The organism is Sphingobium sp. AP50, assembly GCF_900109095.1.
In the GTDB taxonomy this organism is placed as follows: domain Bacteria; phylum Pseudomonadota; class Alphaproteobacteria; order Sphingomonadales; family Sphingomonadaceae; genus Sphingobium.
In genome coordinates this window covers 29251-49150 of record NZ_FNYZ01000005.1, presented here as the reverse complement: position 1 = coordinate 49150, position 19900 = coordinate 29251, and the positions used below count along the sequence as shown (strand labels likewise).

Sequence of the window (19900 nt, the reverse complement as noted above, 5' to 3'; positions counted from 1 at the left end):
ACAGGCGGGGGGAGATGACAGCGAAGCGCACCTACACACGGCATCGTGCCGCAGCCGCACTGCTGTTGCTCACCTCTGCTTTGACCATCGTCCCGGCGCAGGCGGAAACCTTGCAGGGCGCGCTGGCCAAAGCCTATGCGTCCAACCCCACGCTGACTGCCGCGCGCGCTGGTCAGCGCGCGACGGACGAGAATGTGCCGATCCAGAAGGCGGCCGGACGTCCCGGGCTGGACGTGACCGGCAGCTATAGCGAAAGCATCCTCAAGCCGACGATCAGTTTCACCTCGCCGCAGCGGACCGTGAACGCACAGGCGAACCTGAGCGTGCCGATCTATAGCGGCGGCACGGTTCGCAATGGCGTGAAGGCCGCCAAGATTCGCGTAGCGGCCGGGCAGGCCGGGCTGCGCGGGACCGAGGCCAGCATTTTCTCGCAAACTGTCGCCGCCTATATGGATGTCATCCGCGACATGGCGATCGTGTCGCTCAATCAGGCGAACGTGAAGGTGCTGGAGGTCAATCTCCAGGCGACCAACGATCGGTTCGAGGTGGGGGATCTGACCCGTACCGATGTTGCCCAGTCACAATCGCGTCTGGCGCTGGCGCGGTCGGATTTCCAGACGGCGCAGGCGAATCTGATCACCAGCCGCGAAAATTACATCGCACTGGTGGGTGAAGCTCCTGATGCGCTGGAATCGCCGCCGCAACTGCCCGGTCTTCCGGCCGATCCCGAAGTCGCGGTGCAGGTCGCGCTGAAGGACAATCCCGATATTCTGAGCGCGCAGAAGCAGCGTGAGGCACGTCGCTATGATGTGAAGGCGGCGCGCGGATCGGTGATGCCGACCGTGTCGGCTTTCACCCAGGCGGGCTATACCAATTATCTCCATTCGCTGGGTGGCACCGCGCAGGATGCCGAAGGCAACGCAGTGGAGGGGCCGCAAATCAACAAACAGGCGGCTGCTGGCGTGCAACTGACCATCCCGATTTATCAGGGTGGGCGCCCCGCTGCGCAGGTGCGCCAGAATCAGGCACTTGAATCGCAAGCGATCGAACAGGAGATCGAGACCGAGCGCGGCGTCATTGCCCAGACTCGCGCCGCCTATGCCAGTTGGCAGGCATCGTTGCAGACGATCGAATCGAGCAACCGGGCGGTCGATGCCGCCGACCTGTCGTTGGAGGGCGTACGCGCCGAAAATTCGGTGGGCAGCCGTACCATCCTCGATATCCTCAATGCCGAGCAGGAATCGCTTAACGCGAAGGTTCAATTGGTGACGGCGCGGCGCAACGCCTATGTCGCGGGTTTCAGCCTGCTGGCGGCGATGGGCCATGCCGAAGCCGATGATCTGGGGCTGGAAAGCGGTACGCTCTATGACCCGATGGTCAATTATGAGCGGGTGAAGGGCAAATGGTTCGACTGGGATTTCGATCCCGCCGCCAAGCCGGTCGCCACGCGCACCGTTGACACGCCGACGCAAAATGCCAATGTCGATGCGGCTTCTGCGCAGCAGCCTTAACTGCTTGTTAACCCGGTCGGGTAATCTTAAAGGCTAGGGATGCGCAATGCGTGTTGGACGGGGACTATCCATGGGTGACATGACCAAGGAACCCTCGATGGAAGAGATACTCTCGTCCATCAAGCGGATCATTGCTGAAGAAGGCGAGGAAGCGGTGCAGGCTGCGCCGCGTCGGATGCGGGGGGAGGCGAAAGCCACCGCGCTGCCGCCGATTGCGCCTGTCCCCGTGGAAACGGCGATCGAAGAAGTGCTGGAACTGACCGACGAGATTGCGGAGGAAGACGCCGTGCCTGCTCCCAAAGCCGCGCCCAAGGCTGTTGCTGCTGAAACCGAGGATTCGATCCTGTCGGTCGAAAGCGAAGTCGCCGCGCGCCATTCGCTGTCCGCCCTGTCCTCGATGCTGGTGACGCCCAAGGATGGCGGCGACAACACGCTCGACGGCCTTGTCCGCTCGATGCTGAAGCCCATGCTCAAGGAATGGCTGGACACAAGGCTGCCCTCGATGGTCGAGGAAATGGTGGCGAAGGAAATCGCGCGCATCACCGGCCGTTAAGGCCGGGCCGCTTCCTTTTTTGCGACGGCCTGTCGCCTATTCCATGATGGACAGGCGTGCCCCGATCCCCGGATAGAAGCCCGGGTTTCAAGGGGGTATGGTTGATGATAAGCAGGCGCGCGATGATCCGGGCAATGGCTGGCGCGTCTGTCGCAGCCTGTGCTTCCTCTCTGCCGGCGTGGGCCGCGCCGGATGGGGACGGGGCCGACATGGCCCGCTTCATCGCCGCCCTGCCCAAGGCGGAATATCATGTCCATCTGGAAGGCACGCTGGAAGCGGAGATGAAGTTCGCGCTGGCCAAGCGCAACGGGCTGGACCTGCCCTTTGCCGATGTCGCCGCGATGAAGGCCAGCTATCGCTATCACGATCTGCCCAGCTTCCTCGCCATCTATTATGACGGCATGAAGGTGCTGCGGACTCAGCAGGATTTCTACGATCTGGCCTATGCCTATCTGGCCAAGGCGGCGTCGCAGAACATCCTCTATGCCGAGATGTTCTTCGACCCGCAGGAGCATCTGAAGCGCGGCGTCCCGATGGCGGCGGTGATCGGCGGCATCACCCGGGCGCGGCAGGATGCGGCGGCAAAGCTGGGGATCGGATCGCAGCTCATTCTCTGTTTCGTGCGCGATCTTTCCGCCGAGTCGGCCATGGCGGCGCTGGATGCGGCGCTGCCGTTCCGCGATCAACTGGTCGCGGTCGGGCTGGATTCGGACGAAAAGGATCATCCGCCAACCAAGTTCGCCGCCCATTTCGCCAAGGCGCGCGCGGCGGGCCTGAAGATCACGGCGCATTGCGACCTCAACCAGAAAGACATAATCGATCATCTGCGGCAGGCGATTGTCGACTTGCGCGTCGACCGCATCGACCATGGCGGCAATATATTGGAGTCGCCCGAACTGATCGCGGCGGCAAAGGCGCGCAATCTCTATTTCACCGTCTGCCCGAGCTTTTCCGGCACGGTGCGTGGGGATGCGCCGCCGGTCGACGTGGTGCGCGGGATGATCGATGCGGGCCTCAACCTCACCATCAATTCCGACGATCCGGCCTATATGGGCAGCGAATATCTCAACGAAGTGCTGGTGAAAGCGCAGGCGCGCAGCGCGCTGACCAAGGCCGAACTGGTGATGCTGTCGCGCAATGCCTTCAACGCGGGATGGATGGAGGAGGCGCAGCGGGTCGCCTACCTCGCGAAGCTGGACGCCTTTGCCAGGGCGGAGGGTGTGGCCGCCTGATCGGACTTGTCGGCACGGCTGTCCGGGATTAGTCCTTGGCCATCATCCGTATCGCCCGCCGCCCTATGATGTCCTGTCGGGGCGCAGGCGATCGATCTGGAAAGCCTGTCTCATGAAGAAAATCCTGACCGCTGCGCTGGCCGCCACCGCGCTGGCGCCTGCCCTGCTGACCCTGTGCCCGACATCCGCTATTGCCCGGCCTTTCACTCCCGCCGACATGGTGACACTGGACCGGATCGGCGCGCCCGCCGTGTCGCCGGACGGCAAATGGCTGGCCTATCAGCTGCGCAGCACCGATCTGGCCGGGAACAAGGGGCGGACGGACCTTTATCTGCTCGACATCAGCAAGGCCGGACAGGCTCCGAAACTGATCGCGTCGAAGCCGGACAAGAATGAGGCGTCACCGGTCTTCTCGCCTGATGGCTCCACGCTCTATTTCCAGTCGAACGCCAGCGGAGACGACCAGTTGTGGCGGGTCGCGCTGTCCGGCGGCGATCCGGTGCAGATCAGCAACGCGCCCGGCGGCATCTCCGGCTTCCTGCTCAGCCCCGATGGCAGCAAGGTCGCGCTGTGGGCCGATCGCCCGGTCGGCGCGAAGACGATCGACGATGTAAAGGCCGATGCACCGAAGGAGGCAGGATCGGGCCGGGTCTATGACCAGTTGTTCGTGCGCCACTGGGATACATGGTCGGACGGCCAGCGCTCGCAGATTTTCGTCATGCCGGTCGCGGGTGGCCCAGCGGTGTCGGTGATGGGCGGTCTGGTTGGCGATAGCCCATCCAAGCCCTTTGGCGGCGCGGAGGAAATCGCCTGGGGCCAGGATAGCAAGACCCTGTTCTTCGCCTTGCGGGAATCGGGCCGAATCGAACCGCTATCGACCAATCTCGACATTTTCTCGGTGCCCGCAGACGGCAGTGCCGCGCCGACCAATCTGACCGACGCCAATGATGCGACCGACACGCTGCCCACCGTGTCGCCGGATGGGAAGTGGCTGGCCTATGTCGCAATGAAGCGGCCGACCTATGAAGCCGACCGGCAGGTGCTGATGCTGCGCAACATCGCCACCGGTGAGACGAAGGCGCTGACGGAAGGCTGGGACCGTTCCGTCGCCTCGATCGCGTGGGAGGCAAATGGCAAGGGGCTGCTCGTCACCGCCAATGACGTGCTTGACAATCCGGTATTCCGGGTCGATGCCGTATCGGGCAAGGTCGCGCGCCTGACGGAAAAGGGCCATGCCGGCAGCGTCGTGCCGCTGCCGGGCGGCGGTTTCGTCTATGCGATGGACAGCATCCAGTCGCCCGCCGATTTCTGGAAGATGCCAGGCGGGAAGGGCAAGCCCGTCCGTCTGACGGACGTCAATGCCGCGAAGCTGGCTAGCGTGGACGACGTGTCGGTCGAACGCTACAGTTTCAAAGGCGCCAATGGCGACACCGTCTGGGGCCAGATCGTGAAGCCCAAAGGCGCGACGGGCAAATTGCCAGTCGCGTTTCTGGTGCATGGCGGGCCGCAGGGCAGCTTCAACGATTCATGGTCCTATCGCTGGAATCCCAAGGCCTTCGCGGCCCACGGCTATGCGGCGGTGATCGTCGATTTCCACGGTTCGACCGGTTATGGGCAAGCCTTCACCGACGCCATCAACAAGGATTGGGGCGGCAAGCCGCTTGAAGATCTGAAACTCGGCCTCGCTGCTGCCGCTGCGAAGGACACACAAGTCGATGCGGGCAATGCCTGCGCGCTGGGCGCCAGCTACGGCGGCTATATGATGAACTGGATCGAGGGGCTATGGGCCGACGGCTTCAAATGCATCGTCCAGCATGATGGCGTGTTCGACGCCCGCGCCATGGCCTATGAAACCGAGGAACTCTGGTTCGACGAATGGGAACATGGCGGTCCCTATTATGAGAAATCGGAAGAGTTCGAGAAATGGAACCCGGTCAACCATGTGACCGCGTGGAAGACGCCGATGCTGGTCGTTACCAGCGAAAAGGATTTCCGCATCCCCTATACGCAGGGGCTGGCCGCCTTCACCGCGCTCCAGCGGCGGGATATCCCGTCCAAGCTGCTGGTGTTCCCGGACGAAAACCACTGGGTGCTAAAGCCGAAGAACTCGCTGCAATGGTATGGCGAGGCGCTGGGCTGGCTGGACAAGTGGACGGGAAAATAAATCTTTGTAACATACTGTTTTCATGAACCTTTCGCCGCAGCGGGCGTTCCCGTTGCGTCGAAAGGAGTTTTTGAATGAAACTGTTTCAGGATAGAGTTGCCATCGTCACCGGTGGTGCTTCGGGGATCGGTGAAGCGGTGGTCCGCGATCTGGTCAATGAAGGCGCCCGCGTGGTCATCGCCGATTTCGATGAAGCGGGTGCCGGTCGGCTCGCCGACGAACTGGGGCGCGACGTGGCTTTGCCGTTCAAGGTCGATGTGTCGAATGCGCAGGCGGTGGAATCAACTGTCTCCTTCGCTGTCGCGCAATGGGGTGGCCTGCATCTGGCGGTCAATAATGCGGGTATCGGCGCGCCATCCACGCCCTTGGCCGATATCGACATTGATGACTGGCATCGTGTGCTTGGCGTCGATCTGCACAGCGTATTCTATGGCCTGAAATATCAGATTCCCGCGATGATCGCGTCAGGCGGCGGCGCCATCGTCAATATGGCGTCGATATTGGGCGCGGTCGGCTGGGCTGGGTCGGCCGCCTATGTGACGTCGAAACATGCGCTGGTCGGCATGACCAAGACGGCGGCGTTGGATTATGCGGGGCAGGGCATTCGCGTGAACGCTATTGGCCCCGCCTTCGTGGAAACGCCTGCATTGGGCAAGACCATGACCGATGAGGAGCGCAGCGTGCTGGCGCAGAAACACGCCTTCAACCGGCTGGCCCGGCCCGAGGAGATTGCGGCTGTGACCAGCTTCATCCTGTCGGATCGCGCTTCCTTCATGACCGGGACCTATTATCCCGTCGATGGCGGCTATCTGGCCGTATAAATGCGCAAGTCCGCGCGGCAAAAGGCTGCGCGGACTATTTGATCTTGGCGCAGGTCCGGCTAAAGGCCAGCCATGACCGAACTGCCCAAAACCTTCGACCCCGCCGATATCGAATCCCGCTGGTACGCCCATTGGGAGGAGAAGGGCCTGTTCCGCCCCGACCGCCCGGACGCGACGCCCTTCACCATCGTGAACCCGCCGCCGAACGTGACGGGCAGCCTGCATATCGGCCACGCACTCGACAATACGTTGCAGGATATCGTGATCCGTTACGAGCGGCTGCGCGGCAAGGATGCGCTGTGGGTGGTCGGCACCGACCATGCGGGCATCGCGACGCAGATGGTGGTCGAGCGCCAGCTCAACGCCAAGCAGCAGAAGCGCACCGATTTCACCCGCGAGCAGTTCGTCGAAAAGGTGTGGGAATGGAAGGAAGAAAGCGGCGGCACGATCACGCGCCAGCTGCGGCGGCTGGGCTGTTCCATGGACTGGGCGAACGAACGCTTCACCATGGACGAGGGCTTTTCGAAAGCCGTCATCAAGACCTTCGTTGAACTGCACAAGCGCGGGCTCCTGTACCGCGACAAGCGGCTGGTGAACTGGGACCCGCATTTCCGGTCCGCCATTTCGGACCTTGAGGTCGAGACGGTCGAGACGAAGGGCGGCTTCTGGCGCTTCCGCTATCCGCTGGCCGATGGCGTGACTCTGGCCGATGGCAGCGACCATATCGTCGTTGCCACCACGCGGCCGGAAACGATGCTGGCCGACATGGCGATCGCTGTGCATCCCGACGACGAGCGCTACAGGTCCGTCATCGGCAAGGAAATCCTCCAGCCGATCACCGGCCGCCGTTTCAAGATCGTGGCCGACGAACATGCTGACCCGGCACTGGGCACGGGTGCGGTCAAGATCACACCCGGCCATGACTTCAACGACTTCGACGTGGGCAAGCGCGCGGGCTTCAAGGCCGGCGAGATGCTGAACATGTTCGATGCCGACGCCAATGTCGTCCAGACCACCGACGGCCTGATCCCCGACCGCTTCCTGGGGCTGCATCGCTTCAAGAAGGATGGCGTGGATGGTGCCCGCGAAGCCGTGGTCGCGGAGATGAAGGCACTCGGCTTCCTCGTCCCCCATGTCACCAAAAACAAGGAAGGCGAGGAAGTCTCGGCCGATTTCGAGCCTCGCACCATCCAGACACCCTTCGGCGACCGGTCCAACGTGGTCATCGAACCCTGGCTGACCGACCAATGGTATGTCGATGCCGAAAAGCTGGCGGTGGCGCCGATGCAGGCCGTCCGCGAAGGCGCGATCGAAATCGTGCCCAAGACGTGGGAAAAGACCTTCTTCAACTGGATGGAGAATATCCAGCCCTGGTGCGTCTCGCGTCAGTTGTGGTGGGGCCATCAGATCCCGGCTTGGTTCGACGAGGACGGCAATTCCTATGTCGCCGAAAGCGAGGCCGAAGCGCAGGCATTGGCGGGTAACAAAAAGCTGACCCGCGATCCCGACGTCCTCGATACCTGGTTCTCGTCCGCGCTGTGGCCCTTCGGCACGCTGGGCTGGCCGGAGCAGAGCGAGAAGCTGTCGCGGCACTATCCCAATGATCTGCTCATCAGCGGCTTCGACATCCTGTTCTTCTGGGACGCCCGCATGGCGATGCAGGGGATGGAATTCATGGGGCAAGTCCCGTGGAAGAAGCTCTACCTCCATGGCCTCGTCCGCGCGGCCGACGGGCAGAAAATGTCCAAGTCCAAGGGCAATGTGGTCGATCCGCTGGGGCTGATCGACAAGTTCGGTGCGGACGCGTTGCGCTTCTTCATGGCGGCGATGGAAAGCCAGGGCCGCGACGTGAAGATGGATGAGAAGCGGGTTGAGGGCTATCGCAACTTCGCGACGAAGCTGTGGAACGCGGCGCGCTTCCTCCAGTCGAACGGCGTCACCGCCTCCACCACGCATGAAGCGCCGCACGCCACGCTGCCGGTCAACCGCTGGATCATCGCGGAGACGGTCGCGACCGTGCAGGCGATCGACACGGCGATGACCGAACTGCGCTTCGACGCGGCCGCCAACGCCATCTATCACTTCGTCTGGGATCAGTTTTGCGACTGGTATATCGAGCTTACGAAGGGCGCGATGGATGACGAGACGAAGGCCGTCGCGGGCTGGGCATTCGACCAGATATTGGTCATGCTGCATCCCTTCATGCCCTTCATCACCGAAGAGCTGTGGCACCTGACCGGCAAGCGTGCGAACGAACTGATCGTCGCGCAATGGCCGCAGGCGCTGGCGGCGGTCGACACTGACGCGCAGGCCGAGATCGACTGGCTGATCCGTCTTGTCAGTGCGATCCGCACGGCGCGTACCGAACTCAACGTGCCGCCCGGCGCCAAGCTGCCCATGGTGGTGCGCGACGCGGCGGAAGCCACGCAGCGCCGCCTCGATCGTCAGGGCGTGGCGCTGGCGCGTCTGGGCCGTGTCGAAAGCCTCACCTTCGGCGAGCCGCCGGCAGGTGGCGCGGCGCAGATCGTGGTGGATGAGGCGACCTTCATCCTGCCGTTGGAAGGCGTGATCGACATTGCGGCGGAAAAGACCCGTCTCGCCAAGGCGCTGGCCGCGGCGGAGAAGGAGCGGGATGGTCTGGGCGGTCGCCTGTCCAACCCCAGCTTCGTCGAAAAGGCCAAGCCCGAAGCGGTCGTCAAGGCGCGCGAGGATCATGCCGAAAAGACGGCAGAGGCCGAGCGGCTGAAGGCTGCGCTGGAACGGCTGGGCTGATCCAAGCCCTTAACAGCCGGGCATAAAAGCTACTATCGTTCGCGCTGCGCTTGTCGAAGGTGGATTGTCTCTTGAAGAAAGAGGCACCCTTCGACAGGCTCAGGGCGAACGGGTGGTTGGGCATGTCTGGGGCATCGGGCGTTCCTGCAATATAACAAGGGGAAGACCGATGGCAGGGACAGGCAGACCGGGCACAAAAGACCTGACGCAGGGGCCGATCGCCTCGACTCTGCTGCTGTTCGCGATTCCGACGCTGGCGTCCAACATTCTCCAGTCCCTGAACGGATCGATCAACGCCATCTGGGTCGGCCGCTTTCTGGGTGCGCAGGCGCTGGCCGCGACGGCCAATGCCAATATCATCATGTTCCTGATGTTCTCGGTCGTGTTCGGCTTCGGCATGGCGTCGACCGTGATGATCGCGCAGGCGGTGGGCAGGCGCGATCTGGATGCGGCGCGCCGTGCCTTCGGATCGGCCGTCGGCTTCTGCTCGATGCTCGGCCTTGGCGTTGCAATCGCTGGCTGGATCGGCGCGCCCGCGCTATTGCGTCTGCTGGCGACGCCGGCCGAAGCCTTCCCGCTGGCACTCGTCTATCTGCGCGTCATCTTCATCGCCATGCCTGCCACCCTGCTCAGCGTCATGATGATGATGGGCCTGCGCGGGGCAGGGGATGCGCGGACGCCGCTCATCTTCATGATCGTCAGCGTCGCCATCGACCTGATCCTGAACCCCGTGCTTATTTTGGGGCTGGGGCCAGTTCCCGCCTTCGGTATCGCCGGATCGGCAGCGGCCACGGCGGCGGCCGGTTTCGTCAGCCTGATCGGGCTGGTCAGCTTCACCTATGCAAAGGATCTGCCGTTGCGGCTGCGCGGCGCGGAACTGCGTTATCTATGGCCCGCCGCTGACGAGATGCGCGTGCTGGTGGGGAAGGGGCTGCCCATGGGCCTTCAGATGATCGTCATGTCGGCCTCCGGCCTCGTCATGATCGGCCTCGTCAACCGCGAAGGCCTGCTGGTCACGGCAGCTTATGGTGCGGCCCAGCAGATCTGGACCTATCTTCAGATGCCGGCGATGGCGATGGGCGCGGCGGTCAGCGCCATGGCCGCGCAGAATGTGGGCGCCGGCCGGTGGGACCGGATCAGCCGTATCACCGGCTATGGCATCGGTTATCTGCTGGCGATCACCAGCGCGATGATCGCCATCATCCTGCTCTTCCACGCGCCGCTGCTCTCGCTGTTCCTGGGCAGCAATCAGGCGGCGATCGACGCGGCGTGGAACATGCAATTGCTGGCGAGCTGGAGCTTCCTGATATTCGGCATCACCATGATCCTGTTCGGCGTCATGCGCGCGAACGGCGTGGTGGTGGCGCCGCTGTTGATCCTGACCTTCACCCTGTTCGGCGTGCGGCTTGGCTTTTATGAACTGGGCTATCCGGCACTCGGTGCCAACGCGCTATGGCTCAGCTTCCCCGTGGGATCGGGGGTGGCGCTGCTGCTCGCCTGGGCGGTCTACGCGCAGGGTGGCTGGCGCAAGGCCAAGCTGATGGTCCCCGTGCATGAAGAGGAGTGCCGCGAGGCGGTGCATAGCGAGTCCGAACCAGCCGGTCGCATCGCGCCAGCAGGTTAACGCCCCTGACTGCGCCAGCGGGTGATAGTGCGGTCCAGAATATCGGCCTCATTGCCCGACTGACGCCATAGCTCGGTGAAGCTGGGGTCGCCCGATGCAGGACGGCGATGCTCTTCCAGCGTATCGAGCGACACGCGGATCGGCACGGCCACACCTTCGCCGCAGATGATGCATTCGCGATTGCGCAGCGCCGGAATGGAATCGAGAAAGCCACGCGCGCCTTCGGGCATGGCGGCTTTCACGAAGGCCTGATCGCGATCATTGTTCAGGCGCATGGCGATGATGGTGCCGCACTGCGACAGCACGCCTTCGGCCAGATCGGACGGACGCTGGGTGATCAGGCCCAGCGAAATGCCATATTTACGGCCTTCCTTGGCGATCCGCTCCAATATCTTTCGCACCGCCTGACCCGAACCGCTGGTCGAATTGGGAATGTAGCGATGCGCTTCCTCGCAGACCAGCAGGATGGGGCGCTGCGGTTCGTCCCGCGCCCAGTTGGCAAAGTCGAACACCAGCCGCGACAGTACCGACACGACGACCGACGTGATGTCGGATGGCATGGCCGACACGTCGATGATGGAGATCGGCTTGCCATTGGAGGGCAGGCGGAAGATCTTCGCAAGAAAGGCCTGCATCGTGTCCGCCACCAGCATGCCGGAGAACATGAAGCTGTAGCGCGGATCGGCCTTGATCTCGTCGATCTTGGTCTTCAGCCGCATATAGGGCAGCGATCCGGTGCCCTTGTCCAGCTTCCCCATCTCGTTCTGGAGGATGGTGGTCAGGTCCGACAACAGATAGGGGATCGGCGAATCCACCGTCAGCCGGCCGATGCTTTCGGCCAGCCGGTTTTTCGATCGGGCGGCGAGCAGGCACTTGGCCAGGATGTCGCTGTCGATCGTGCGCTCCGGTCCCTCCGATGTGACGAACACTTCGCAATGTTCCTCGAAATTCATCAGCCAATAGGGCAGGGCCAGATTGCTGATGTCATAGACCGCGCCATTGCTGGCGAAAGCCGCGCCATATTCGCCATGCGGGTCGATCATGACGATATGCCCCTGCGGAGACAGGTCGCAGATGCGGTGCAGGATCAGTGCCGCGCTGGTCGACTTGCCGGTGCCGGTCGACCCCAGCAGCGCGAAATGCTTGCCCAGCATCGAATCGACATAGAGCGCGGCGCGGGTATCGCTCGTGGGATAGACGGTGCCGATCTGCACATGCGGCCGATCGTCGGCGGCATAGATTTGCTGCATGTCATGGCTCGACACCGGGAAAATGTCGGTGCCGGGTGTGGGATAGCGGGTGACGCCGCGACGAAAGCGGAAGATGCGGCCGGTCAGCTTTTCCTCATCGCCTTCGCCCAGAAAATCGATATCGGCGATGATGCCCTGGCTGGCCTGATCCAGCATCATCGCCCGCACGCTGGCGATCAGCCAGCAATCGCCGACTCGCATCTTCACCTGGCTGCCGACCTGCCCGGCCATGGCGATACAGGGGTCTTCATCCTGCCCCAGCAGGGCAAGGAGATGGGAATCGATCAGCACCTTGGAGCTTGACCCGGCGATCTGGAACACCATCCCCATCGATTGGCCGGGGGTCATGTGCGAGGGCGTGGAAGCAGCAGAGAAATGTTGAGCGCCCGGCATATGGGTCATGAGCCTTTGTCGTCCCCTTGACCGGAAGGCTTCCGGCAAACAGGCAGTGATTAGGCGAGATTGGTAAATATTGGCTTATCTCCAATTGCGCACGGCCCGCATCAGTCTGGAAGACAAGGGTTAAGCATTGCCTGAAACAGCTCCATTCCGGATGAGACAATTCGGACGGGGAACAGGCAGAGGGACTTGGGCATTGTCAGGGCGTAACAATCGGGATGGTCTTTTGTCTTTCACTCTGCCGGCCGATGGAGCGCGCCGCTCCGACGCGATCGCGATAGCGCGTGTCATCTGCATATTGGGGGTGGTCTATGTCCACGCCTGGACCGGGCAGAATGGCGAGGCGCTGGCGGCCCTGCGCGGTACGCCGCAGGAAAATCTGCGCTGGCTGCTGATGGAAATGTTCGGGCGGAGCGCGGTGCCCCTGCTGGGGCTGATATCGGGCTGGCTGGTCGCAACCTCCAGTCGAACCCGTGACTGGGCGGGTCATGTCCGGCGCAAGGCGCGCACCATATTGCTGCCGATGGCGCTGTGGAACATCATTGCCATCCTATTGGTGGGGGGAGCCGCATGGCTGTTCAACCTGTCCGCGCCGCAGCCTAAATCGCTCTGGTGGGTGGTGGATGAAGTGCTGATCATCACCCGCAATCCCGACATCAATGTGCAGATGCCGTTCCTGCGCGATCTGTTCCTGTGCATGGTCGCCGCGCCGCTGCTGGTCCGGCTTCCGGCCTGGACGCTGGCGCTGATCGGGTTGACGGCGGCGGCTTGTCACATCGCCGGACTGGGGCCGCCGGTGCTGATGCGCGCATCGATCCTGTTCTTCTTCACCACCGGCATATTGGCGCGGCGCGGCGGCTGGGCGGAGCGTGCCGTGGCCATGCCATGGCTACTGGCCGTCGCCCCCTTCGCCTTGTTGATGGGGCTGCAACTCTATCGTGCGATTACCGTCGGTGACACAGGCGCACGCACGACCCAGACGGCTATCGATCTCGCCGTGCGCATCGCGGCGGCACTGGCCTTCTGGCGGCTGGCATGGGCGCTGGCAGGCAGCCGGATACGCGGCACATTATTGCGTATCGAACCCTATGCCTTCTTCCTCTTCTGCGCCCATCTGATCCTGATCTGGCTGGGTGGACCCGTGCTGGGCGCTCTGTCCGGTCGGATGGGCGCGCCGCTCTATCCGGTCTATCTGATCCTGCAACCGCTGATCGTGCTGGCTGTGGTCGTGGCTGTCGGCACGGCATTACGCCGGATTGCGCCCACCGCCGCAGGAATATTGAGCGGCGGGCGCCTGAAAGGGGAAGTTCAGGCCGGCTCGCGCGTCGCGATGGCCTGAGCCGCCGCCATGGCGATGGCAAAGCTATGCTTGCGCGCCTGCGGATCGAAAATCTGACCGGTCAGGATCAGTTCGTCGGCCTGGGTACGGCGCAGGAAGGCGGCAATATCCCGCTCGACATCGGCCTGTGTGCCGATGCTTGATACGCTCAGCACGTCGGCCAGCATCGCCTGCGCCTGCATCGGCAGGCTGTCGAAATAGTCGCGCACCGCGGGTTGCAACTTGCCGGGCTGGCCGGTGCGCAACTTCACAAAGGCCTGCTGCATCGAACTGGCCAGCAATTGCGCTTCATCCTGTGTGTCGGCGGCAAAGACATTATAACCAGCCATAACATAGGGATATTTGAGCGCGGCCGACGGCCGGAAGTCACGCCGATAGATTTCGATCGCTTCGTCCAGCATGGCCGGCGCGAAATGGGAAGCAAAGGCATAGGGCAGGCCGAGCGCGGCGGCCAGTTGCGCGCCATAGAGGCTGGAGCCCAGGATCCAGATCGGCACCTGCGCGCCTGCGCCCGGTGTCGCCTGAATAGCCAGACGATCGTCGCCCGCAAAATAGGCCTGCAATTCCATGACGTCGCGGGGGAACTGATCCGGCCCGCCGGTCAGCGTCCGTCGGATCGCCTGCGATACGCGCTGGTCGGAACCAGGCGCGCGCCCCAACCCCAGATCGATCCGACCGGGGAAAAGCGCATCCAGCGTCCCGAACTGTTCGGCGATCAGCAGCGGCGCATGATTGGGCAGCATGATGCCGCCTGCGCCGATCCGGATGGTGGAGGTGGCATGGCCGATATGGGCCAGTACGACGGCCGTCGCCGCCGATGCGATGCCGGCCATGCCATGATGCTCCGCCACCCAGAGTCGGTGATAGCCAAGCGCTTCGGCATGGGCGGCCAGATCGGCAGCGTTGGCAAGGGCGGTCGCGGCAGTATCGCCTTCGCGAACCGGGACGAGGTCGAGCAGGGAAAAGCGAGTCATGCCCATCATATGGGGGCAGCATTAGTTTTGTTTCAAGACGTAATTGCGCGATCCGATTATCCGGCGCGGCCGAATGTCGGCGCATCGACACGGCGCCCGAAGGTTGCGGGACGGCGCGGCACCAGCGGACTGGCATCCCGGTCGATCAGCGCCAGCGTCTCGGTGAAGCAGGGGCGCAGCGCGACGACCGTTTCGATCAGTTCGTCCGGCCCCTCGCGTGTTTCCACACAGCGGCGGGCGGTCATTTCAATTTCTTCGGCCATGGCGCTCAGGCGATAGGCGCCGAACTGCGCGGATTCGCCCTTCAGCGTATGAGCCGGGCTGACCAGCGCAGCGGCGTTGCGGGCGCGGAACGCTTCTTCGACGGCGGCGATCGACTTCACGCCATCTTCCCGAAAATAGCCGAGAATGCGCAGAAATGCGGCGCCCAGTTCGCTCCGGGTCCGCGCAAAGTCGGTCCAGTTGACCAGATCGGCCTGTTGATAAGACACCCGCCACTCCCTTAGATGCGTCGCTGAAAATAGGCTTTTCGCGTAAACAGGGGGTTAAAGGGTCGCGGCGCGCAACGGATTTGGATGGTCGATCAGGCCGCGCGACGGAGCGAAAAACGACAGGCATCGAGCGCAGCAAAGTCCCATCCTTGCTGCTGGGCGAGCGCTTCCAGTTCGCTGGGAGCGATCGGGTCGTCCGCCTCGATCAGGATGGCGTCGGCCTCCCGCATGGCGCGCGCCGCACGCAGGGCAGGCCAGGGACATTTCATGCCCCTGGCGTTCACATGCAGCATGTCGGCCGCCATCGTGTTTACTTGGTCGCGTAAGGGTTTTTCTGGCTGCGCAGCGTCAGCCGCACCGGCACCGCGCCAAAACCCAGTTCCTTGCGAATGCCGTTCACCAGATAGCGGCGATAGCTTTCGGGCAGATCGTCCAGCCGCGTGCCGAACAGCACGAACGTCGGCGGGCGGGTCTTGTTCTGGGTGATGTAGCGCAGCTTGATCCGCTTGCCGCCCGGCGCCGGCGGCGGATTGGCCTCCAGCGCGGTTTCGAACCAGCGGTTGAGGATGCCGGTCGACACGCGCTTCGACCAGGCGGTCCGCGTTTCGAAGGCGACCTGGATCAGGTCGTCCAGACCCTTTCCGGTCGCTCCGGAAATCGTCATGATCGGCACGCCGCGCACCTGCGCCAGACCATCGGACAGCGCCTGCTTGATGCCCTGGTACAGCGCCGAGCCATGCTCCACCGTGTCCCACTTGTTAAGCGCGACGACGAGGGCGCGCCCCTCCTCCAATACCTTGTCGGCAATGCGCAGATCCTGCGCCTCAAGACCACGGGTGGAATCGATCATCAGCACGACGACTTCGGCGAAGTTCACAGCGTTCAGGCCGTCCGACACCGCCAGCTTTTCCAGCTTCTCTTGCACCTTGGCGCGCTTGCGCATCCCGGCCGTGTCGATCAGGCGCACGGGACGATCCAGCCCTTCGCGGTCGGTCCACATCCAGTCGACGGCGATGCTGTCGCGCGTAATACCGGCTTCCGGTCCGGTCAGCAGGCGGTTTTCGCCCAGAAACTTGTTGATGAGCGTGGACTTGCCCGCATTGGGGCGACCGACGATGGCGAGCTTCAGCGGCGCGCTTTCCTCGTCTTCGTAAAATTCCTTCTCGTCCGCCTGAAATTCCTCGCGATCAAGAAGGGGCAGCAGTGCCTGAAACAGATCGGCCAGCCCCTGACCATGTTCGGCGGAAAAGGGGATGGGTTCACCCAGGCCGAGCGCGAAGGACTCCATCACCCCGTCATCGGCCGCCTTGCCCTCTGCCTTGTTCGCCATCAGGACGACGGGCGTGTCGTTGGCGCGCAGCCAGCGGGCGATTTCCTCGTCCAGCGGGGTGACGCCGGCACGCGCATCGATCATGAACAGGGCGACGTCGCAATCCTCCACGGCGGCCTGCGTCTGCATGCGCATGCGGCCGGGCAGGGAATTGGCGTCCTCATCCTCATAACCGGCGGTGTCGACGATCGTGAAGTCCAGGCCGAGCAGGCTTACCTCGCCCTCCCGCCGGTCGCGCGTCACGCCGGGCTGATCGTCGACCAGCGCCAGTTTCTTGCCGACCAGACGGTTGAACAGGGTGGACTTGCCCACATTGGGACGTCCGACGATAGCTACCGTGGGCAGCATGCCCGTATTCCTTCCAAAAATTCAAACCGATTAAACGCGCTACTCCCGCGCAGGCAGGGCCTGCACGGGAGTAGCGCTTAGCATATTTGTCGCTCTTAGCGGAACGCTGTCAATTTTCCATCGTCTGCCAGAATATAAAGCATATTATTGGCGACGATCGGGGATAGCGACATCGGCTTGTCCATGTCGACGGTCGACTGGACGTTACCGCTGGCCGGATCGACATAGACCATTTCGCCGCGCGTCGACACGACGATCAGCTTGCCGCCGGCCAGAACCGGGCCAGTCCAGCGAATCGCCTTGTCCTTCTTCTTTTCCTTCTGCCAGCGGCGCAACTGGCTGACCCAGCGGATCTTGCCGGTGGCGCGCGCCACGCACAGCAGGCGGGCGTCACTGGTCACTGCGAACACCCATTCGCCCACCACGGCGGGGGTGGAAATGCCCGCAATGTTGATTTCCCACAGGCGCTGGCCGCTGGTCAGTTCATAGCTGGCCATGCGGCCGCCCTGACCGATGGCGAACACGCGGCCGCGATCGATAACCGGATCGGCATCGATATCGGTCAGCGTCGCCACGGCCGTCGAAATGCTGGTGCGCGACAGGGCATCGCCCCACAGGCTGCGGCCATTTTCATAACGATAGGCCGTGATTTCACCCGAGCTATAGCCCGCGATCACCGTACCCTGCGCAGCGGCCGGGGCGGCAACACCGAAAATGCCGGTCACTTGCAGCGTGCCACTATCGGTCCACTGGGTTTCACCATCGCTCTGGTTGATTGCGAAGATCTGATTGTCCTGACCCATCACATAGACATGGCCGTTTTCCAGCGTCGGAGCGCCGCGCAGCGGGCCGCCCGGATGCTTCTTCCAGATGATCGAACCGTCTGCGACATTGAGCGCGAATACATCGCCCAGACCGGTGCTGGCGAACAGGCGATCGCCCAGCACACTCACGCCGCCGCCAAACAGCGCGCGGCCATTGCCCTTGCCTTCGGAAGGCAGGCTGGTCTGCCACAGCTTGGACCCACTGGCCGCATCGTATGCGATGACATGGGCACCCGCATCGGTCACGAACAACTTGCCGCCCGAAACGACCGGCGATGCTGCCAGCCGTGCCTGCGGCGTGCTGCCCTCGATCTTGGTGCTCCACACCTGGCTCGGCGAACCGCCCAGCGACACATGGCCCATCGCCTTGGACGGATCGCCGCCCGGCTGCGCCCATGCGTCATTGACATAGGGGGCGGGCAGGCTGACCGGCACGTCGGCCAGCGAAGGCTCGACCTCGACACCCTGTTCGTTGCTCAGTATCGATACGCGGTTGCCCAGGACCGGGGTCTTGGGGCCACCCTTTTTGCCACCGACGACGCCGCAGCCCGCCAGCAAGGCGACGAGAGCCGCCATCGTTACTGCACGGCCCATCTTCATGCTTGCCATCCGCTCGATCATCCTTCGGTGGTTTCGGTCGGAACTTCGACCGCATCGATGCCCATGACACCGGCCATCTGACGCGCGCGTGAACGGATCGATTCCGGCACATTGGCGTCCTTGGCCATGGCGGCGAACATCGGGCCTGCCAGGTCGGTCTTGTTCATCTTTACGTAGGCCAGCGCAACCAGTTCACCCGCGCTGCCGAACCAGGGGGCGCCCTCGATCGCCAGCGGCTTCAGCCGGTCGACGACCTGCTGCGGCTTGAGCGTATCGAACTCCAGCGCAGTCTGGCGAATGAGCGCCAGATCGCGATAGGGCTGGTCCAGATTGCTGTCGGCGGCCATGGCGGCATAGGCGGCGATCGCGGTCTTGCTGTCGCCCTTGCGCGCAGCCAGACCCGCCTTGGTCAGCAGGGCGGCGGCGCGATAGCCCGGCTGGCTGGCATCGGCCAGCGCGTCCAGTTCCTTGGCATCGGGCGTGCCACCACCGGCGGCCGTGGTCAGCACGGCGTCCATCTTCTCGGACACGGCTTCCGACTGGGTCTTGCTATAATGCTGCCAGTAGAGCCAGCCGCCAAAAGCAGCCAGACCCAGGATGATGGCGGCCAGCGTCAGGCGGCCATAGCGCTCCCAATAGGTCAGAAGGCGGTCCTGACGGACGGCTTCATCGACCTCGCGCATGAAGGCTTCGCTGTTTTGCGGCGTGAGGGCCACGGGATTCTCCGAGAAATGGGTCAGAAATATCTGCCGGAAGGCGCGATCAATAGCGGCGCTTATGCCACAGGCAAATCACTTTTTAGGGCGATAGACCTGTTCTTCGGTCGGAAATGTCCGGCCACGGACATCTGCGGCATAACGTTGCGCTGCATTACCGATTGTTTCAGCGATATTATCGTACCGCTTCACGAAACGCGGCACCCGTTCGAACATGCCCAGCATGTCCTCCGTGACCAGCACCTGACCATCGCACCGGGCCGACGCACCGATGCCGATGACCGGCACGTCGACGCTGTCGGTGACGGCGATGGCAATGTCTTCCATCACTCCTTCGATTACCATGGAAAAGGCGCCCGCCTGGGCCACGGCGCGGGCATCGCCCAATATTTTGGCATGTTCTTCCTGACTCTTGCCCCGTGCGCCATAGCCGCCAAGGGCATTCACCGCCTGCGGGGTCAGGCCGATATGGGCCATGACCGGGATGCCGCGCTGGGTCAGGAAGCTGATCGTCTCCGCCATAGCGACGCCGCCTTCCAGCTTCACGCCCGCCGCGCCGGTTTCCGCCATGATGCGGCTGGCGCTGGCAAAGGCCTGTTGCGGGGATGCCTCATAGCTGCCGAAGGGCATGTCGACCAACACGACGCTATGATAGCTGCCGCGCACTACTGCGGCGCCATGGGCGACCATCATGTCGAGCGTGACGGGCAGGGTAGAGGGCAGGCCGTAGATGACCTGCCCCAGCGAATCACCCACCAGCAGCATGTCGCAATGCGGATCGAGCAACTGGGCCTGACGCGCCGTATAAGCGGTCAGCATCACCAGCGGTTCCTGCGTCTTCCCTTCGAACTTGCGCCGCTGGATGGCGGGCACGGTCAGGCGCTTCATCGGCGCGGGCGTGGGATTGGCGCGACTGGTCGCGGTGTCGAGCGTGAAGGTCGTGGACATGGGG

Annotated in this window: 16 protein-coding genes; 8 read left to right on the top strand and 8 right to left on the bottom strand. The window is 63.2% G+C overall.

Annotated elements, in window-relative coordinates; genetic code table 11:
* Positions 1 to 14: 14 nt before the first annotated feature.
* The 7 genes from BMY84_RS10890 to BMY84_RS10860 all read left to right on the top strand — a co-directional run bounded on the left by BMY84_RS10890 (position 15) and on the right by BMY84_RS10860 (position 10677).
* Positions 15 to 1511: a TolC family outer membrane protein gene (locus tag BMY84_RS10890; protein WP_093083797.1), complete on the top strand. Its 1497-nt coding sequence runs from the start codon at positions 15 to 17 to the stop codon at positions 1509 to 1511.
* A 70-nt stretch (positions 1512 to 1581) separates the two neighbouring features.
* The gene (locus BMY84_RS10885; protein ID WP_093083796.1) at positions 1582 to 2064 is read left to right on the top strand and encodes a DUF2497 domain-containing protein; all 483 of its coding nucleotides are present in this window, start codon (positions 1582 to 1584) and stop codon (positions 2062 to 2064) included.
* Positions 2065 to 2186: 122 nt separating this feature from the next.
* Positions 2187 to 3296 (top strand): adenosine deaminase, encoded by a 1110-nt coding sequence (add, locus tag BMY84_RS10880; protein WP_256215212.1) that lies wholly within the window; start codon positions 2187 to 2189, stop codon positions 3294 to 3296.
* Positions 3297 to 3408: 112 nt separating this feature from the next.
* Positions 3409 to 5460 carry a S9 family peptidase gene (locus tag BMY84_RS10875; protein ID WP_093083794.1) on the top strand — a complete coding sequence of 684 codons (2052 nt, stop codon included), beginning with the start codon at positions 3409 to 3411 and terminating at the stop codon, positions 5458 to 5460.
* A gap of 74 nt (positions 5461 to 5534) precedes the next feature.
* On the top strand, positions 5535 to 6281 hold the full coding sequence (locus BMY84_RS10870; RefSeq protein WP_093083793.1) for an SDR family NAD(P)-dependent oxidoreductase: 747 nt from the start codon (positions 5535 to 5537) through the stop codon (positions 6279 to 6281).
* 72 nt (positions 6282 to 6353) lie between these two features.
* Positions 6354 to 9053, top strand: a complete 2700-nt coding sequence (locus BMY84_RS10865) for a valine--tRNA ligase (protein ID WP_093083792.1) — start codon at positions 6354 to 6356, stop codon at positions 9051 to 9053.
* A gap of 169 nt (positions 9054 to 9222) precedes the next feature.
* Positions 9223 to 10677 carry an MATE family efflux transporter gene (locus tag BMY84_RS10860; protein ID WP_093083791.1) on the top strand — a complete coding sequence of 485 codons (1455 nt, stop codon included), beginning with the start codon at positions 9223 to 9225 and terminating at the stop codon, positions 10675 to 10677.
* Here the strand turns inward: BMY84_RS10860 and BMY84_RS10855 are convergent.
* Positions 10674 to 12329, bottom strand: coding sequence for an ATP-binding protein (locus BMY84_RS10855; RefSeq protein ID WP_093083789.1), 1656 nt, complete (start codon positions 12327 to 12329; stop codon positions 10674 to 10676). The genes BMY84_RS10860 and BMY84_RS10855 overlap by 4 nt on opposite strands.
* Before the next feature lie 223 nt (positions 12330 to 12552).
* Between BMY84_RS10855 and BMY84_RS10850 the strand changes: the two genes are divergently transcribed.
* Positions 12553 to 13665, top strand: a complete 1113-nt coding sequence (locus BMY84_RS10850; protein WP_256215211.1) for an acyltransferase family protein — start codon at positions 12553 to 12555, stop codon at positions 13663 to 13665.
* Here BMY84_RS10850 and BMY84_RS10845 read toward each other — a convergent pair.
* The 7 genes from BMY84_RS10845 to panB all read right to left on the bottom strand — a co-directional run bounded on the left by BMY84_RS10845 (position 13635) and on the right by panB (position 19896).
* Positions 13635 to 14639 (bottom strand): LLM class flavin-dependent oxidoreductase, encoded by a 1005-nt coding sequence (locus BMY84_RS10845; protein ID WP_093084058.1) that lies wholly within the window; start codon positions 14637 to 14639, stop codon positions 13635 to 13637. The two genes, BMY84_RS10850 and BMY84_RS10845, sit on opposite strands and share 31 nt — an antisense overlap.
* 56 nt (positions 14640 to 14695) lie before the next feature.
* Positions 14696 to 15130, bottom strand: a complete 435-nt coding sequence (locus BMY84_RS10840; protein WP_093083786.1) for an Hpt domain-containing protein — start codon at positions 15128 to 15130, stop codon at positions 14696 to 14698.
* Between the two features lie 92 nt (positions 15131 to 15222).
* Positions 15223 to 15423, bottom strand: a complete 201-nt coding sequence (locus BMY84_RS10835; protein ID WP_256215210.1) for a sulfurtransferase TusA family protein — start codon at positions 15421 to 15423, stop codon at positions 15223 to 15225.
* Between the two features lie 17 nt (positions 15424 to 15440).
* Positions 15441 to 16808 carry a ribosome biogenesis GTPase Der gene (gene der / locus BMY84_RS10830; protein ID WP_093083783.1) on the bottom strand — a complete coding sequence of 456 codons (1368 nt, stop codon included), beginning with the start codon at positions 16806 to 16808 and terminating at the stop codon, positions 15441 to 15443.
* Positions 16809 to 16903: 95 nt separating this feature from the next.
* Positions 16904 to 18241, bottom strand: coding sequence for an outer membrane protein assembly factor BamB family protein (locus BMY84_RS10825; protein ID WP_256215209.1), 1338 nt, complete (start codon positions 18239 to 18241; stop codon positions 16904 to 16906).
* An 8-nt stretch (positions 18242 to 18249) separates the two neighbouring features.
* Positions 18250 to 18948: a tetratricopeptide repeat protein gene (locus BMY84_RS10820; RefSeq protein WP_093083782.1), complete on the bottom strand. Its 699-nt coding sequence runs from the start codon at positions 18946 to 18948 to the stop codon at positions 18250 to 18252.
* Between the two features lie 75 nt (positions 18949 to 19023).
* The gene (gene panB / locus BMY84_RS10815; protein WP_093083780.1) at positions 19024 to 19896 is read right to left on the bottom strand and encodes a 3-methyl-2-oxobutanoate hydroxymethyltransferase; all 873 of its coding nucleotides are present in this window, start codon (positions 19894 to 19896) and stop codon (positions 19024 to 19026) included.
* Positions 19897 to 19900: the final 4 nt, after the last annotated feature.

Excerpts from the sequence above, each read along its gene's own strand:
- BMY84_RS10890 (WP_093083797.1), top strand. The coding sequence starts at position 15 with ATGACAGCGAAGCGCACCTACACACGGCATCGTGCCGCAGCCGCACTG.
- BMY84_RS10885 (WP_093083796.1), top strand. The coding sequence starts at position 1,582 with ATGGGTGACATGACCAAGGAACCCTCGATGGAAGAGATACTCTCGTCC.
- add (WP_256215212.1), top strand. The coding sequence starts at position 2,187 with ATGATCCGGGCAATGGCTGGCGCGTCTGTCGCAGCCTGTGCTTCCTCT.
- BMY84_RS10875 (WP_093083794.1), top strand. The coding sequence starts at position 3,409 with ATGAAGAAAATCCTGACCGCTGCGCTGGCCGCCACCGCGCTGGCGCCT.
- BMY84_RS10870 (WP_093083793.1), top strand. The coding sequence starts at position 5,535 with ATGAAACTGTTTCAGGATAGAGTTGCCATCGTCACCGGTGGTGCTTCG.
- BMY84_RS10865 (WP_093083792.1), top strand. The coding sequence starts at position 6,354 with ATGACCGAACTGCCCAAAACCTTCGACCCCGCCGATATCGAATCCCGC.
- BMY84_RS10860 (WP_093083791.1), top strand. The coding sequence starts at position 9,223 with ATGGCAGGGACAGGCAGACCGGGCACAAAAGACCTGACGCAGGGGCCG.
- BMY84_RS10855 (WP_093083789.1), bottom strand. The coding sequence starts at position 12,329 with ATGACCCATATGCCGGGCGCTCAACATTTCTCTGCTGCTTCCACGCCC.
- BMY84_RS10845 (WP_093084058.1), bottom strand. The coding sequence starts at position 14,639 with ATGACTCGCTTTTCCCTGCTCGACCTCGTCCCGGTTCGCGAAGGCGAT.
- BMY84_RS10835 (WP_256215210.1), bottom strand. The coding sequence starts at position 15,423 with ATGCTGCATGTGAACGCCAGGGGCATGAAATGTCCCTGGCCTGCCCTG.
- der (WP_093083783.1), bottom strand. The coding sequence starts at position 16,808 with ATGCTGCCCACGGTAGCTATCGTCGGACGTCCCAATGTGGGCAAGTCC.
- BMY84_RS10825 (WP_256215209.1), bottom strand. The coding sequence starts at position 18,241 with ATGGCAAGCATGAAGATGGGCCGTGCAGTAACGATGGCGGCTCTCGTC.
- panB (WP_093083780.1), bottom strand. The coding sequence starts at position 19,896 with ATGTCCACGACCTTCACGCTCGACACCGCGACCAGTCGCGCCAATCCC.